The 17,113-nt window shown below is 40.4% G+C and carries 8 protein-coding genes and 1 pseudogene; 2 read left to right on the top strand and 7 right to left on the bottom strand.

All coding sequences use genetic code 11. The features are described from left to right. The first annotated feature begins 492 nt into the window (after positions 1 to 492). Positions 493 to 5,637: a PAS domain S-box protein gene (locus tag H6G14_RS00995; protein ID WP_190565285.1), complete on the top strand. Its 5,145-nt coding sequence runs from the start codon at positions 493 to 495 to the stop codon at positions 5,635 to 5,637. 367 nt (positions 5,638 to 6,004) lie between these two features. Beyond that, positions 6,005 to 6,721, top strand: coding sequence for a serine/threonine-protein kinase (locus H6G14_RS01000; protein ID WP_190565286.1), 717 nt, complete (start codon positions 6,005 to 6,007; stop codon positions 6,719 to 6,721). A gap of 202 nt (positions 6,722 to 6,923) precedes the next feature. Here the strand turns inward: H6G14_RS01000 and H6G14_RS33430 are convergent. The 7 genes and pseudogenes from H6G14_RS33430 to H6G14_RS01030 all read right to left on the bottom strand — a co-directional run. Continuing rightward, a pseudogene (locus H6G14_RS33430) lies at positions 6,924 to 7,112 on the bottom strand (ABC transporter); the annotation flags it as partial. Beyond that, positions 7,113 to 10,037 (bottom strand): hybrid sensor histidine kinase/response regulator, encoded by a 2,925-nt coding sequence (locus H6G14_RS01005; protein ID WP_190565287.1) that lies wholly within the window; start codon positions 10,035 to 10,037, stop codon positions 7,113 to 7,115. Positions 10,038 to 10,233: 196 nt separating this feature from the next. Further along, positions 10,234 to 12,492, bottom strand: a complete 2,259-nt coding sequence (locus tag H6G14_RS01010; protein WP_190565288.1) for a methyl-accepting chemotaxis protein — start codon at positions 12,490 to 12,492, stop codon at positions 10,234 to 10,236. 42 nt (positions 12,493 to 12,534) lie between these two features. Beyond that, entirely contained in the window at positions 12,535 to 13,044 is a 510-nt protein-coding gene (locus H6G14_RS01015) for a chemotaxis protein CheW (protein WP_190565289.1), read from the bottom strand. Positions 13,045 to 13,048: 4 nt separating this feature from the next. Further along, positions 13,049 to 13,426: a response regulator gene (locus tag H6G14_RS01020; protein ID WP_190565290.1), complete on the bottom strand. Its 378-nt coding sequence runs from the start codon at positions 13,424 to 13,426 to the stop codon at positions 13,049 to 13,051. 16 nt (positions 13,427 to 13,442) lie between these two features. Then, on the bottom strand, positions 13,443 to 14,486 hold the full coding sequence (locus tag H6G14_RS01025) for a response regulator (RefSeq protein WP_190565291.1): 1,044 nt from the start codon (positions 14,484 to 14,486) through the stop codon (positions 13,443 to 13,445). Between the two features lie 738 nt (positions 14,487 to 15,224). Further along, complete coding sequence (locus H6G14_RS01030) at positions 15,225 to 16,529, bottom strand: glutamate-5-semialdehyde dehydrogenase (protein ID WP_190565451.1); 1,305 nt, start codon at positions 16,527 to 16,529, stop codon at positions 15,225 to 15,227. Positions 16,530 to 17,113: the final 584 nt, after the last annotated feature.

Here is a 17,113-nt window from a genome sequence, read left to right on the forward strand (position 1 = left end):
TTTTAAAAATCAGTAAATGATTATTATATTTTAGATAAATTAGCTCCTGTGTCCATAAAATTACATACAAAAATATTTAAATTAAAAACTTCAAACTAGAAGCATATTTAAGAGATTTTTGCGCCTGAATCGAGCATAATAATCTGCTTGAATGCAGGAAATTAATTTGGGTAGTTAGAAATCAATAAAAAACCCTTGTTTATAGGTGTTTATTTTTTGAAGCAATAAAGCCGGATACTGCACCAAATTTTACTTGATTTTTCAATGTATGTTAAAGTTTTGTTGATAATATTTACATTTTGACCCAGAAGTGCAAAATTAGTTTACAACTGGAGAGAGGCTTTTGTAACTATTAATATTGTTAGGGATTTTACTGGCTCTGTTTTTACTAATCTATTTTAGATATAGCTCGACTTAAGAATAACTTTTGATTCAGCAAATAGAGAATTGCAATTTTTTCATGCAAGACGATCGCCTTTTTGTATATAGCTTATGAATCAACGCTCCCCTCTAACCATCTTGCTGATTGATGATTGCGCCGAAGATCGGGAGATATATCGTTTGTTTTTGCAGCAGGATAGATTACATACCTACGAGATTTTTCAATTTGAGACAGCACAAGAGGCAATGACATGGTGTGAGCAACAAACACCGGATGTGATTTTGTTGGATTATTTACTGCCCGATCACGATGGATTAGAGTTTTTGCAAGAACTAAGGGAACACCTGAATAATAGCCAATCTGCTGTGATCATGCTCACAGGACAAGGGGACGCAAGTGTCGCTGTCTGTGCCATGAAAAATGGCGCTCAAGATTATTTGATGAAAAATTCTCTGACACCGGAAACATTACAAAGTACGATTCATTATGCTGTAGAACGGATGCTGCTGACAAGACAGTTAGAACAAAGTCGGCAACAGCAACAACTAATGGTGGCGATCGCTTTAAGAATTAGGCAATCCCTGAAGCTAGAAGATATTTTGAGTGTCACGGTCGCGGAAGTGCGTCAGTTCTTGCAAGCAGACCGGGTACTAATTTATCAATTTCAACCTGATATGAGTGGAATTGTAGTCGCAGAGTCGGTACTTCCCGGTTGGATAGCCACGAAAGGAGCGCAAATCGAAGATACGTGCTTTCAAGATAGTGTAGGACATAACCATCAAGTAAAAAAAAGAGCGATCAATGATGTTTATCAGGCAGGCTTAACGAACTGTTATTTAGAACTATTGGAGCAGTTTCGAGTTAAAGCCACTCTGATAGTACCCATTATGGTGACAAATGAATCATGGGGATTATTAATTGCTCACCAATGCGCTGCACCCCATCAATGGCAGTCATTTGAACTGGACTTATTAGAGCAGCTGGCGGTACAGATAGCGATCGCAATTCAGCAAGCCAGTGCCTATGAGCAAATACAGACAGAACTACAAGAACGAAAACGAGTAGAAGCAACTCTGCGCGAGAGCGAACAACGTTTTCGCCAGATGGCCGATACGGCTCCCGTACTGATTTGGATGTCGGGACTTGATAAACTTTGCTACTACTTTAATAAAACTTGGTTAGATTTTACTGGCAAAACCCTAGAACAAGAAGTCGGTGATGGTTGGATTCAAGGAGTACATCCCGATGACTTAAAAGATTGCTTAGACACTTATGTCAATGCCTTTGATGCCCACCAAACTTTTCAAATGGAATATCGGCTCAAACGCTTTGACGGCGAATATTGTTGGATTTTGGATACAGGCACTCCCCGTTTCACCAATGAAGGAGAGTTTCTTGGTTATATCGGCTCCTGTGTAGATATTAGCGAACGGAAGCAAGCAGAAGCTGCTTTGCAGCAGAACGAAGAGCGATTAATTATGGCTCTAGACGCAGCGTGTATGGGTAACTGGGAATGGAATATTCAAACAGGTGAAATTCACTGGTCGGAGAATTTAGAAAAACTATTTGGTATGGTTCCTGGGAGTTTCAATGGTCATTTTGAAACGATTGTGTCGATGATACACCCAGATGATCGGCAGAGGGTTTTACAATCCATTAATTGTGCTGTCTATAACAGAGAAGATTACAACATCGAATTTCGGTTTATTAAACTCGATGGCACGCCACGTTGGGCGCTCAGTAGAGGTAAAGTGTTCTACGACCAAAACGGTAACCCCCTGCGAATGGGTGGTATAGATTTTGATATCACGGAACGCAAACAGTCGGAGTCTGCCCTGCAAGAGAGTGAAGCACGGTTTCAGGCTTTTATGAATAACAGCCCTTCAGCTTCCTGGATTACCGATGACCACGGCCGAATGCTTTATCTAAGTCAGACTTATATACGTACTTTTCAACTGCCATTTGACAAAGTAGAGGATGTCGTGGGCAAAACAGTTTTTGAGCTTTATGTCCCAGAAATAGCCCAGCAGTTTTTAGATAATATTCAGCAGGTGGCACAGACGCAACAAATCCTCGAAATCATCGAAAAGGCTCCTAGACCAGATGGTACTTTGGGGGATTTTTTAGTCTATAAATTCCCTTTACCTGGAGCTACAGGGGAATTACTGATTGGTGGTGTAGCAGTTGACATTAGTGATAAAATCCGCGCAGAGCAGGCATTACAACAACTTAATCAAGAACTTGAAGCGAGGGTGGCAGAACGCACTGCCGCTTTAAGGGAAAGTGAAGAACGCTGGCATTTAGCGCTAAGAGGCAGCAATGATGGAATTTGGGACAGAAACATCATCACTAATGAAGTGTTCTTCTCAATGCGTTGGGAAGAAATGTTGGGCTTTAGCAGTCAGGAACTGAGCCGAAATCGAGAATTATGGTTAAACCGGATTCATCCTGATGATCATGATCGCATTATGAAGGCGATCGCCGACCATTTAGCCCAAAAGACACCCTTTTTCCAAGAAGAATATCGGTTACAGCGCAAAGATGGCTCCTATATATGGATATTAGATCGGGGTCAGGCTTTATGGGATGAATCAGGCAATGCTATTCGCATGAGCGGCTCGGCAACAGATATTACTAAACGCAAGGAAACAGAGGCTCAGTTATTAACCATTTCTGAATTGCAACAAGCGATTCTTTCAAGCATCGATTATGCAGTCATTTCTACCAATTCCGAGGGCATAATTCAAACTTTTAACCTTGCTGCTCAAAAGATGTTGGGTTACACAGCCGATGAGGTGATTGGTAAGTTAACACCAAACATTTTTCATGAGCCAGAGGAACTCAGACAACGGATGAATGAACTCAAACAAGAGGTGGATAGAGAAGTTACCCCTGAGGATTTCCTGGTCAAAACCCAGCAAAATAATGATGAATTAGAATGGACTTTTATTCGTAAAGATGGTTCGCGTTTCCCTGTTGCTCTCTCGGTTAAACCCATGTTTAATCAAGAAGGAAAGCCTATTGGTGGTGTGGGAATTGCCAAAAATATTACTCAACAAAAACAGATAGAAGCTCAACTTCGCAAAAATACCTCTACTCTTGCTGCGGCACAACGGATAGCTCATCTGGGGAGTTGGGAACTAGACTTGTCAACGCAAAACTTAATCTGGTCACAAGAGGTTTTTCGCATATTTGGCCGCCCTCCTGAGTCCGGGACACCAAGTTACGACGAAATGCTTGGTTGTATTCATCCGGATGATCGCAACTACCATGATGTTGTCTTACATCAAGCTATTACACAAAGACAAGCTTATGAACTAGAGTATCGTTTTTATCGCGCTGACGGCAGTTTGGGTTATTTACTATCACGAGGCGAAGTCATATTAAACACTCACGGGCAACCATACCAGTTAATCAGCACCATCTTAGACATTACTGAGCGTAAACAAACAGAAGAAAAACTACGTAACCTTTCAGATCGATTGACCTTGGCAGTCAGCTCAGCCAATCTCGGTATTTGGGACTGGGATATGATACAGGAAGCGGAATGGGATAACCGAATGTATGAACTATATGATTTGCAACGGTTTGAGAATAAGGTAAAGTCCCAAGATTGGATAGATAGGCTCCATCCAGATGATCGAGATGAAGCAATGATGGCCTTTGAAGATGCCATCAAGGGAGTCAGAGAATTTGATACAGAATTTCGGATTGTTCTGGGAAATGGCAGTATCCGCTTTATCAAAGCCTCCGCTTTAGTTCAACGCAATGAGTGGGGTGAACCACTACGCATGGTTGGGATTAACTATGATATTACCGAGCGCAAACAAGTAGAAGCCGCCTTACGGGAAAGTGAAAAGCGCTACGCTACATTGACAGAAGCTGCTCCCGTTGCTATCTTTCGGCTTGATGCTGCTAGTAATTGTATTTACGTCAACGAACGTTGGAGTTTAATGACCGGTAGACCAACACAAGCAGCATTGCAGAAAGGATGGTTAGAAAATATCCATGAAGAAGATCGCTATCACCTGGTGGTAGATTGTTCTGGCCCCTGCGGAAAACAATGTAGTTCATTTGAAACTTGTCGGCGAGAGGTAAGATACATACGTCCAGACGGCAGCATCACCTGGTTCTACATCCAGATAGTACCGGAAACCGACCTGAATGGAAATATCCTTGGTTATATAGGTAGCTTGACAGATATTACCGCCCGCAAAAAAATCGAGTCGGAAGTTATTCACCATCGTGATTTGCGAGAAGCAATTTTTAATGAATCAGCCGATGCCCTTTTTCTAGTAGACATAGACACGCAATTGATTTTTGATTGTAATGCCCGTGCGGTTGATTTGTTTGAAGTGGACAATAAGGAAGAATTACTCAATATTCAAGGTAATACACTACAACGTTACCAATTTACTCCCGAACAATTGGATGAAATTACCCAGGAACTGAATCAAAAATCTTGGTGGAGTCGAGAAATTGAATATGCCACCCGCAAAGGTAATTTCTTCTGGGGTAATTTAGCCGCTAAACAAATTACCGTAGCAGGCAAGGGGATTAATTTAGTACGATTGTCTGATATTAGCGAACAGCAAGCCGCACTTCGTGAACGCAAACAAGCGGTAGAACAAATACAGCGATCGCTAGATGAAAAAGAAACCTTACTCAAAGAAATTCATCATCGGGTAAAAAACAACCTGCAAATAATCTCTAGTTTGCTCAGAATGCAATCTAGACGTTCTTTTGATGAAAAAACTTTGTTGCTATTTACAGAATCTCAAAATCGTGTACAGTCGATGGCTTTGATTCACGAGCAACTTTATCAGTCAGCAGATCTTAATCAAATCAATTTTAGCGACTACATCAAAAATTTGACAGATAGCTTATTTCGTTGCTACGGTGTCAGTCACAAAAATATAAGAATTAATATAGAAACAAATAGCATTAAATTGGATCTAGATAATGCTATTCCCTGCGGATTAATCATTAATGAGTTAGTGTCTAATTGTTTGAAATACGCATTTCCTGAACAAAATCAAGGCAATAATATTACAATTTCCCTGGAAGCAGTTTCAGGCAATCAATTAACTCTCTTAGTTAAAGATAACGGTATTGGCATTCCCGAAACATTAGATTGGGAAAATGCCAACTCTTTAGGCTTAAGAATTGTAAAAAACTTAGTCAGACAACTCAAAGGCACGATTCTTTTAGATCGCGATCGCGGTACTGCTTTCTCCATTAGCTTTCCTCAATAAGGTGATACGCACCTAAATCAAATATCCTTGCTTCAGGGCTGTCCATAGTCAAGAGTCCAGAGTCAAAGGCTAGCTTGGACTGTGGACTTTGGACTTTGGACTTTTGACAACCTGAGTGCGAAATATACAATTTAAATGCGTAACAGCTTAATTACCAAGGCACCAAAGACTGAATTAAACTAGAATGAGGTGTGATTTTTCACAAAATATTTTCTAGGTAGTAGAGCGCGCCCCAAAAAACCAGATGGTTAAGGGACTTCCAGATCAAAAAATAATGAGAAATGTCAAAATAAGCCTGTATTGTTGCCGTAATAGTCCATATTAATCAGGTAGTGTATCTTATTGTTTGGTGCTATATACTGCCGACATGAACAAATCACTGCCAACGCATTTTCAAGAAAGCATTTATCAAGAACTACTACCTAGTTTACAAATTGAAAGTGTCAATCCGCGTAACCTGATTCAGGTTAATTATGTTCCACAACCTTGGCTGCTGCTAGGCAAAGGAAATTACGCAGCAGTGGTCTATCACCCTAATTACCCCGAATTTGTAGTCAAGATTTATGCTCCAAAACGGCCAGGCTATGAAGAGGAAGTAGAAGTTTATCATCGTTTAGGTTCTCATCCGGCATTTTCTGAGTGCTTGTATGCCCAAGATGGTTTTTTAGTCTTGAAACGTCTTTACGGAACAACACTCTACGATTGTATGCACTTGGGTTTACCGATTCCCAAACAAGTAATTAGGGATATTGATGATGCTCTTGAATATGCTCAAAGTCGTGGACTTTATCCTCATGATGTCCACGGTCGTAATGTCATAATGCACGAAGGTAGAGGATTAGTCGTAGACATTTCCGATTTCCTGCATCAAGAACCTTGTTCAAAATGGAAAAATCTCAAAAAGGCTTATTACTGGTTATATCTGCCCGTATTGCGCCCACTTCGACTGCGCGTCCCATACTCTGCTTTAGATTGGATTCGCAAATGTTACCGTTTAGGAACTTCATGCAAACAGTTATGTAGTCAACTAGCCTCGAAATTAAACTGTTTCAAATATTTCAGACGATCTAGGAAAAGTTTTTAGATTGAAAATTTTCTTCTGCACTGGGAGCTAAAACTGAAAATATCAGCATTGATTAAACAGCGATCGCTCAAGGGGCGGTTGGTTTAATATTGAGAGAATCAGCAACGAGTATGCCAGTTATCCCTACTTGTGAGGCGATCGCTGTTCCGACTACCTGTGCAAAAATAATCACAATAGAGTTAAGCTGATGCTTGTCTTGTAACTAAATTCCAGATTGTACACGCCACAAACTAGTATAAATTCCATCTTGGGCGATTAAATTTTCGTGTGTACCTTGCTCGACAATTTGACCATGCTCCATGACATATATGCAATGACTGTGACGAATGGTAGAAAGACGGTGAGCGATCGCAATGGTAGTCCGATTTACGGTAATCTTTTCTAAAGAACGCTAATTACTTACCGCTACGTTAAAGATTAGTTCTTCTAGGGTACTGAGCAATTCTTGCTCATTGTAAGGTTTAGAAAAATAAGCTCTAGCGCCTAGCTGCATGGCTAGTTGCCGATGTTTATTGCTACTACGAGAAGTGAGCATGGCTACTGGGATATTTTTTGTGTCCAAGTTGGAGTTAATCCGGTCTAAAAAGCCATAACCATCAAGGCGTGGCATTTCAATATCACAAATTACCGCTTTCACTTTTAAGCCACTCTCTAATTTTTCCCAAGCATCTTCACCATCTTTTGCTTGTTCTACTTGATATCCTCCTTTTTCTAAAGTTAATGCTAGGAAGCGACGCACATTAATGGAGTCATCGATGATTAAAATTGTGCCTTTGTTTTGAGTGGGGGGTGCTGGTAGTTTGGCACTATCAAAGAAGAGGAAGGGCGTTTTTAGTGTAGCTGATGATGATTGGAGATTTTTGGTGGGGTGTTGATTGGTGGCAATTTTATACAGGAGTTCGTTGGTATTAACTAATGCCACAACTCGACCATCACCTAAAATGGTGCAATTACTAAAGCCTTGGGGTAAGGGTATATTGCCCTCAACTTGGCGGATAGCAACTTCCTGTTCACCCCAGCAACGGTCTACCAATATGGCAACTGGTTGATTATTGCCTTTAACTATTAAGACGCTATGGGCGTTAATTGCTGGGGGCGTTTCTAGTTCTGGGCTATCGTAGCGGGGACAGTTAAATTCTAGGTGGCGACCAAGGCGAATGAGGGGAAGCATAGTCCCTTGCCAATTGAGGACTTCATTACCCGCCATTGGGAATACTTGCTCGTTTTGCAATAGGGAGATTTCCGAAACCACATCGGTAGGAAATGCTAACAGCATTTTGTTGGTTTCTATGAGCAAAACTCTGGCGATGGAAAGGGTAAATGGTACTGATAAGGTAAAGGTTGTACCAACGCCTAATTCTGTATCAACTGTAATATCGCCGCGCACTAATTTCAGGTTATTACGCACTACATCCATCCCCACACCACGACCAGATAAGGCGGTGACTTGTTCGGAGGTGGTAAAACCTGGTTCAAAAATTAGTGACAGGAGTTCTTCATCGGTGGCGTTGGCTAGTAAAGCTGCATCTATCCCCATTCCTTGGGCGCGGGTGCGAATTTTGTCTAAAGCAATGCCCCGACCATCATCGCGCATGGTGATGATAGTACGATTACTGCGGTGGGTGGCAGTAATTTCAATTAAGCCTTGTTCTGGTTTGCCTAATGCCTGACGGGTGGCAGATTCTTCGATACCATGATCAAAGGCATTCCTTAATAGGTGCATTAATGGCTCATTTAAGGCTTCTAAAATGCTGCGTTCAATTAAGGTGTTACCACCTGTAATTTTCAATTGAACATTTTTGCCGTATTCTACATTTAAATCGCGGATGGCTCTGGGGAAACGCTCAACTAAGTCCGACATGGGGCGCATTCGGATATGGTTGAGCTTGGTTTGCAGTTGTTTTGATGTTTTATTGAGTTTACGGGCGACGTGGTCTGTGTCGTCAACGCTGAGTTGAATATCTGTGGTGACTTCTTGGACTTGGACAATAGTTTCCACTACTGTTTGCGATCGCAAGTTTAACTCATTATAGCGATCCATCTCTAAGGCATCAAACTCGCTCTCTGGGTCTTGGGTCTGGGGATATTCTGCACCATGATGAGCATTTACCAAGTCTTTGGTAGTTTTTCGCTCATGAATTGTCCGCAATTCTTGATTTTCCCGTTCCAGGGTATGGACGCGCTGGTTTAAGTTGCGGACAAGTTTGCGTAATCTTTCAATTTGAGAGTTAAGCCCATTACGTTGGACAATTAATTCACCAAATAAATCATTTATTTCTTCTAATTGTTTACTAGGAACACGGACTGTATTTTCTGGATGTTCACGATCTTTATTGGTAAGTAATGTATAGTCTGTTGTTGTATTTTCTTTAGCAAATTCTGTCAGTATTTCGGGAAAATCAATAACGCTAAGGGGATTAGGATTATTCTTTTCTGATACTGTCAAATCTTCAGGGATAAAATCAGATTCTATAGATGTTTCTGATGATTTATCTGCCTGAATTTGTGGTAGAGATGGAGTGTATACGGGAATATGAACTAATTCACCAAATTGGAGTTCTGTTGGTAATTTATCACGTTGATTTGTTAAAACTAAAGCTTGCGATCGCCGCCATGTTTGTAAGGCTAATTGGGCAATTTCTGAGACATTACCGTTAGCATTTTCTATATGATATTTAATAGATTCACATAATTGGGTAAAAGCTGGTAACTGCAACATTTCCCCCAAACCGCCCAATTCCGCCGCCATGATGGCGACTTCTTCTTGTAAACAAGGCTGGTTTTGATCTGCCAATACCGACTCTAGACGCTGGAGACATCCTTCGATTTCTGATTCAAATAACAGAGGAATGATATCTTGCCCCTCCTCTGGTGATAGCATGGTTGCAGCATCTTCTGGAGTAGGATCACCAAGGCGATCGCGCAATTCATCAAAGACTGGATGACAAAATGTCCCTAACCAATCTTCTTCTACCGCATTTCCTTCTCCTAGTAACTGGACAATTTGCCGCAACCAATCAACAGCAGAAAGTAATAAACTTTGTAATTTGGTATCAATTTCTAGGGAATTTTTGCGAGTTTTTAAAACCTTAAAAGCATCTTCTAAGCGATGGGATAAATCACTTAAAGCGCGAAATCCCATCATCGCTGCCCCGCCCTTGATGGAATGAGCAGCGCGTAATGCACCGTTAATTTTTTCTAAGTCAATGCGGTGACTCGTATCGATTTCTAATAATACCCCTTCTAGAGTATTAATGTAATCTGTAGCTTCTTCCAGAAACTGCATCTGGATTTCTAATTCTTTATCTTTTGACATAGTTTTTGTCAGTGGTCAAACCCTTTGGGGAATTCAAAATTCAAAATTCAAAATTCAAAATAGCCTACGGCAAGGCTTACGCCAACAAAATTCAAAATTACAATCCCCATAAATTTATTTATGGGCTTGTATTCTTGTTATCTGCGGTCAACAGTTAACAGTTAACAGTTAACAGTTAACAGTCAACAACGAACTCTTAACTCACTTTAAAAGTACCCACAGTTTTTTGTAACTGATGAGAAATTTCTACAGTTTGTTTGAGGGATTGGGCTACGAGGCGGGAGGAATCGCTGCTGCGTTGTGAGACAGAGGCGATATCTTGCATGAGTCTGTTAACGGTTTGTGATGTTTCTACTTGAGATACTGTAGCGGTGGAAATTGATTGAATTAAAGAGTCAATTTGCCGGGATACATCTAATATTTGACCAAGGCTTTGTTTGGCTTCTTCCACAATTCTTGTCCCTTCTACCACTTGGGTAGTTCCTACTTCCATCGCCTTAACAACTTCGCTGGTTTCTCGTTGAATGTTCTCGACAATTTGCTCAATTTCTTGGGTGGCGATTGCACTTCTAGCGGCTAGTTCGCCGATTTCTTCAGCGACTACTCCAAAGCCTTCGCCTTCTTCTCCAGCGCGGGCGGCTTCGATACCTGCGTTGATGGCGAGGAGGTTGGTTTGGGTGGCGATTTGGTTAATGATGGAAACGACGCGGGAAATTTGTTGTGAAGATTCTCCCAGGCGTTTGACTTTTTTAGCCGTTTCGCCAACGGTGGTACGCAAGGACAAGATGTTTTGTACGGTCAAGTCCATTGCTTGTCCACTCTTGGCGGCGGTGAAGGCTGCATGATTAGCCACGGTTGCGGCTTGTTGGGCGCTGTCGGCTACGGCCTGCATGGAATGGGTCATCTTATCAACTGCGTCTAAGGTGCGGTTGATTTCGGTGGCTTGGGTGAGGGCTTCTTCTGCTAGTTGACGAATTGCGCCTTCGTTGGAACCAATAGCGGTGTTTAATTGACCAGCCGCTTGTTTAACTTGGGTGACGATATCCCGGAGATTTTCGACGATGGAGTTGAAAAAGTCCGCCACTGTACCGATTTCGCCAGCCGTCACGTCTGCACGGACTGTTAAGTCGCCTTTGGCGACACCTTCCACATTGCTGAGTAGTTCCAAGAGTTGTAATTGTAAAACATCTTGCGGTTGCCATTCCTGGTCAGGGTTGGTGACGACAAATCCTTTTTGCTTGACCACAATTTGCAGATGTTCGGCGACTTGGTTAATGTTGGTAGCCAATGCGCCTAACTCGTCTTCCCTTTCTACTTCTATACGGCTGGGGAATTCACCTTGACCGAGTTTTGCTAAGGTGGTGGTCGCATCGGATAGGGGTTGTATGGTACGGTTAGCTAACCAAGCTGCGATCGCTCCTACTGCACAAGCTGTAAATGCTGTACCCAAAAGAATTGTCCACAATAGTTGTCGTTGTGGTTGGAATAAAGCATCTGCATCGGTGGTCAAGAGAACTTGCCAGTTTAGGTCTGGTAGTCCCGCTAAGTTTTGCGGTGGTATGTAACTAAGTAATACGGGTTTTTTATTAACTTTGGGAGTGGTGAGGAAACTAGCAACTTTTTTCCCATCTAGACGTGCAGCTAAATCAGGATAATTGGCTTTGGCTTCTTTACCTAATAGTTCTTTTTCTGGGCTGAGGAAGATTATCCCTGAGGTATCAAGTAAATTATATGTATTGCCATTAGCTGCATAGTCTTTGATGACCGTTTCTAGGGATTTGATGGGCATTTTTGCTCTGACCACAGCGATAATTTGATCTGTGGTAATATCTTTGACTGGTGCAGTTATATAAATGCTTGACTTTTCTAATTGTTGAATGATGGGAGTTTCTTTTTGCAGAGTCTCCTGAAAATAAGTTTGGTCTTTTTGGTTATATAAAATTTCTCCTGTAGATTGGGCAATTACATCCCCTTGAATATCGAATACAGCTATACTGTCGTAATTTTGATAAATTTCGATAATGCTATCTAATACTAGTTGTTTTTCTTCCTTGCTTGTCCTACTAATAACTTGGGGATTGGCCAAAAATGGTAGGCGGGAAATAAACTGAATATCTGCATAACGTCCCAACATGAAGCGGTTAACGGTGTTGGTTAATTTGGTGGCTGCTGTTTGTTGAGCTTGAGACGTTTGTTGGATAATTGATTTGTTGAGTAAGTTGTAGGCGATCGCCCCAACGGTTAAGATAGGGAGTGTACCGAGTGCGATCGCTAAAATGACGGCTTTGGTTTTTAAGCTTAAGCGTTGGTAATAAACTCCTAAATTCTGCTGATTAACAAGATGATTCAGCTTATTGGAGATTTGTCCCATACCATTACTAGATTGTGTAGCAGAAATCAATGATGATTGATTTTGAGCATCATCACTCTTAGCCATGCCGGTTTTATTAATCATAATTGCAGTTAGGGAAAATAATTAACGAAAACAGAAAATATTTTATTGATAATTTTGATTACCAATAAGTACAGAAGAATTGACAATTGCTTGAGCATCTAATACTAGAAAGTTTTCTTCTTGTTGTGTCACACAACCACGTAGATAAGGAACTAAACTAGATGCCACCTGTCCAATAGGGGAACGAATCTCATCAGACATAAATTTAGTGATACCTTTAATCTCTTGTACTACTAAACCCAAGAGTGTTGATTCTACTTTAATCACAATGACACTATATTGATATACCCGGCTTTCTAATGATTCCAAATTGAGCATTTTTGGTAAATCAATCGCCCAAATTATCCGACTACGCCAATTCATTAAACCTAAGACACAAGGTGGCATATTGGGCATAGGCGTAATAGATTCAACAGGAATCAGAACTGCTTCTTGGGTATGGTTCATCGCTAAAATAGCAGCACTTTGCTGATTTAAGTAAAATTTTAGATAACCATCTGCTGATTTATTTTGATCTGACAAAGTAGCCATTAAAATTTGAGAGTTATTCATTGATTTAAATCACTACAGATTTAATAGTACGTAGCAAATTCTCGCGGGTATAGGGTTTGGTAATATAGGCATCTGCACCTTGTTTCATTGCCCACAAACGGTCTATTTCCTGATTCTTAGAACTGCAAATTACTATCGGGAGTTTTTCTGTAATTGGATGTTTTTTTAAGGAACGACATAACTCAAATCCACTCATTCCTGGCATGACAACATCTGTGACAATTAAATCAGGCTTTTCTAATAAAGCTTTCTCTATGGCTTCCTTTGCACCAGCAGCTTTAATTACGTCATAACCACTCTCTTGTAAATAACGACTCATCAGTTCTAGTTCACTAGGTGAGTCTTCAACAATCAAAATTTTGCCAACTAAGGTAATACTCACTTTTCCATCTCCCGATTTAAGTAATATGTTTAAACACCATTTTTAATAATTCCGACTGGTCAAAAGGCTTAGTTAAATAGCCTGAAGACCTGACCATTTTTGCTTTAGCTCTATCAACAAATCCTGTTCTACCAGTCACCATAATAATAGGCGTATTTTTAAAGGCTGAATGTCTCCGTAATAGGGAACATAATTCATATCCGTCTAAATTGGGCATTGTCACATCGAGTAAAATTAAGTCTGGTTTACTCCGCAGAACTTGCATTAAAGCTTTCACAGGATCATTAATAGTCACTACTGTAAATACATTCTCATCGAGAAAACTTCTGATGGAATTTAAGACGGTCTGACTATCATCAATACAAGCAATAGTATATAAAGTTTTTCTAACTAGTGATGGAGGAGTAGTTGACTGAGGATTTTCGCTATTATCAGGATGATTTTGTGGTGATGATGGAGATGCGGCAGGTCTGGTTGATGGCAAAACTTGCGAACCACCACCGGTATTTACAGATGGTGGTGTAGGCTGGCGTTGGCGTAATTGTTTTTGGCAATATTCAACTAATAAACGCAAATCTAAATAACAGAATTTTGGCATTTCTTCCCAAGTAAGATCAGGGAAAAACTCATAGCTTCCCTCCTTGATGACTAAAAATGTTTCTATTACTTCCTTTGCTAGTTCTTCTATCAAGATAGCGGCTTGTTTGGGGGTAATATGGTTCTGATCTACCAGCCAACAAATCGCCTGATAATCTGCATATAAGATGGATGTACTTTCACCCTTGGGTTCAAACATCAACCGCATTTGTATACGGGTAGCGCTGTTTAGGGTAGGTATTTTTTGACTTAAGCGCCGCAGTTGATTATCAAGACGCTCAAATAATTTATCTGAGTAGGAAGCGTAAGTAAGTTTACCTGCTTCTAAATTAATTGTCCAAGAATTAGTATCTGTAAATATACGTAAGCAGCCCGTAGCATGACGACTGGTAAGTTGAGCTAAGAGGGATAGGGGGTGTAGTTTATGATTTAACCTGTAGTTATTTATAGGAGTTGTACTCATTTTGCTTTTACTTTAGATAAATTCCATAGGTGTCAACTAAGTTGATGCAGAAGCTTCGCCACAAGTCCTATCATTAAATTGGTTAACTAACTAGGTGATAGAAAATACGAGAGTTATCAGAAAGGATTTGCCATAAACCACTTATACAGCCTATATTTTGTGATAATTCAATCCCTAATTAGGTGTAAAATCTAGTAAATTTATTAACTTTATTACATAGAGGAATACGGCTTGTGGAAGGTTTCATCAACAAAAAGTAAATACCAAAAAATTTATATTCCTCTGAGTAACTTTTAATTCATAAAAGCTAAATTAGCACTGTTAATTTAACAGAATTTAACTAAAGTCTTATCAGTATTTACACTTAAAAAAAATATGTTAGCTGAATTTAGCCTCATTTTGGCGCTTGATTCAGTATGGCTACGCAGCCTGTAGACAATTCAGCCATGACAATTACCTCAACTGCTACTAGTGTAATTGTCTATATAGTTCCCAACTTTTGACAGAATATTTATGAAGTTTGAGGAATCTGGTAATGGTTAATGGGTAATAGGTAATTGGGCTATTAAGCTAATGCGCGCCTAAATTGCATAACTACTAATAAGGACTGTTAACTGTTAACTGTTGACTGTTAACGGTCAACGGTCAACAGCCCTCATGATGGATTATGCAACTTAAAAGCAGAATAGCTTACCCATTACCAAATTTCTCATCCCCTTGGAGGCGAAGAATTTTATCCTAGAAATCCTTGTGAGTAAAAGGTTTGGCATTTTCCCCTGTGTAGGTGGCGACAATATGTCCTGTACCTGTCATTTGATATTTATATGTCACCAGTCCTTCTAAACCCACAGGGCCACGGGGAGGCATTTGTTGAGTGCTAATACCTACTTCTGCACCAAAGCCGTAGCGGAAACCGTCGGCGAAGCGAGTAGAACAGTTGTGAAAAACTCCGGCTGAATTGACTAAGCCAAAGAAGGTTTCAACGGCTGTCACATCTTCGGTAATAATGGCATCGGTATGACGAGAACCATATTGATTGATATGAGCGATCGCCTCTGTTAATGAGTCTACAATCTTAATTGACAAGATAAAATCGCTGTATTCTGTTTCCCAATCTATGGCTGTGGCCGCCCCAATCTCAGGTAATATCTGCAAAGTCCGTTCATCTCCTTTCAATTCCACCTGACGTTCAGCTAAGGCTTGGGCTACTTTTGGTAAAAATTCCGCCGCCACTGATTGGTGGACGAGTAAGGTTTCAATAGCGTTACAAGCAGCCGGATACTGCACCTTTGCATCGACGCTCACAGCAATTGCTTTTTCTATATCCGCAGCCTTATCTATATATACATGGCAAATGCCATCGGCGTGACCAAGTACGGGAATGCGCGTATTTTCTTGGACAAACCGTACAAAAGAGTTAGAACCTCTAGGAATAATTAAATCTACATATTTATCTAGGCGTAAAAGTTCTAAGGTTTCTTCTCTGGTGGTGAGTAACTGTACTACATCAGGATTGACATCTGTGGTTGATAATCCCTGTTTCACAGCTTTGACTATGGCTTCGCAAGAACGTACAGCTTCCTTCCCACATTTGAGAATCACACCATTACCGGACTTGATAGCTAAGGAGATAATTTGAATGGCTGCTTCTGGACGGGCTTCAAAAATAATCCCCAACACTCCCAACGGGCAAGTTATCCGCTTGAGAACTAAACCGGTATCCAGTTCGCGCTGAATCTGTACTTGTCCGATAGGATCTGCTAGTTTACCAACATCTCGCACCCCAGCGATCGCATCTCTTAATTTATGTTCATCCAACTGCAACCGCTTGTATAGTGGTTTGGCTATACCTCCAGCCGTAGCCGCTTCACAATCAGCAATATTGGCCTGTAATATATCCTCCTTTGCAGATTCTAAGGCTTGAGCGACAGCAGCGATCGCTTGATTTTTCGCCTCGGTAGACAACATCGCCAGTAAACTTGCAGCTTGGCGAGTTTGTTGAGCGATGTCATTCAGAGAAGAAGTAACTTGGAAAGTAGTCATATTATTAGTCATATTATTCGTTATTAGTTATTAGTCCATAGTCATTAGTCCATAGTCAACAGTCAAATAGGTTAACTGTTAACGGTCAACAGTCAAAAGTCAACAGACCTTACGATAGATTATGCAACTTAAAAGCAGAATAGCTTAACCTGTACTAGTAAGCTTTGTGGTGAAGTATATTGAGTTAAAGTTATTTAGGATCATACTTCTAGAATGCCTAAAAATATTGGAGGATATTGCTTCTAGAAACGCGTTACCCTGTAATGATAAATTGCAGGTTCATCTTAATCAGCTTGTATGGAATTATTTGTGTTGCTGAAGTACATAGCCTTACTCCTATGGCAGTGATACCTGCATCAAATTATACGCAAAGTTTTCTCATTTATCATCTTTTCTTTACGGCCTTTACCTGTTAAAACAATTAAAGCTAATTTATGATCCCTCTGGTCAAATATAGAAAAAATGTTGGACTTTTGAATAATATTTATACCCATAAAAAAGCACTTTCCTCTGTTCTTATCCCGACTAAGCTAATTCAAAAACCAAAACGCATTCCTATATTTTGCTTTTCTACTATTGGTTTC

Origin of the sequence: Nostoc parmelioides FACHB-3921 (genome assembly GCF_014696625.1) — a bacterium.
In the GTDB taxonomy this organism is placed as follows: Bacteria; Cyanobacteriota; Cyanobacteriia; order Cyanobacteriales; family Nostocaceae; genus Trichormus; species Trichormus parmelioides.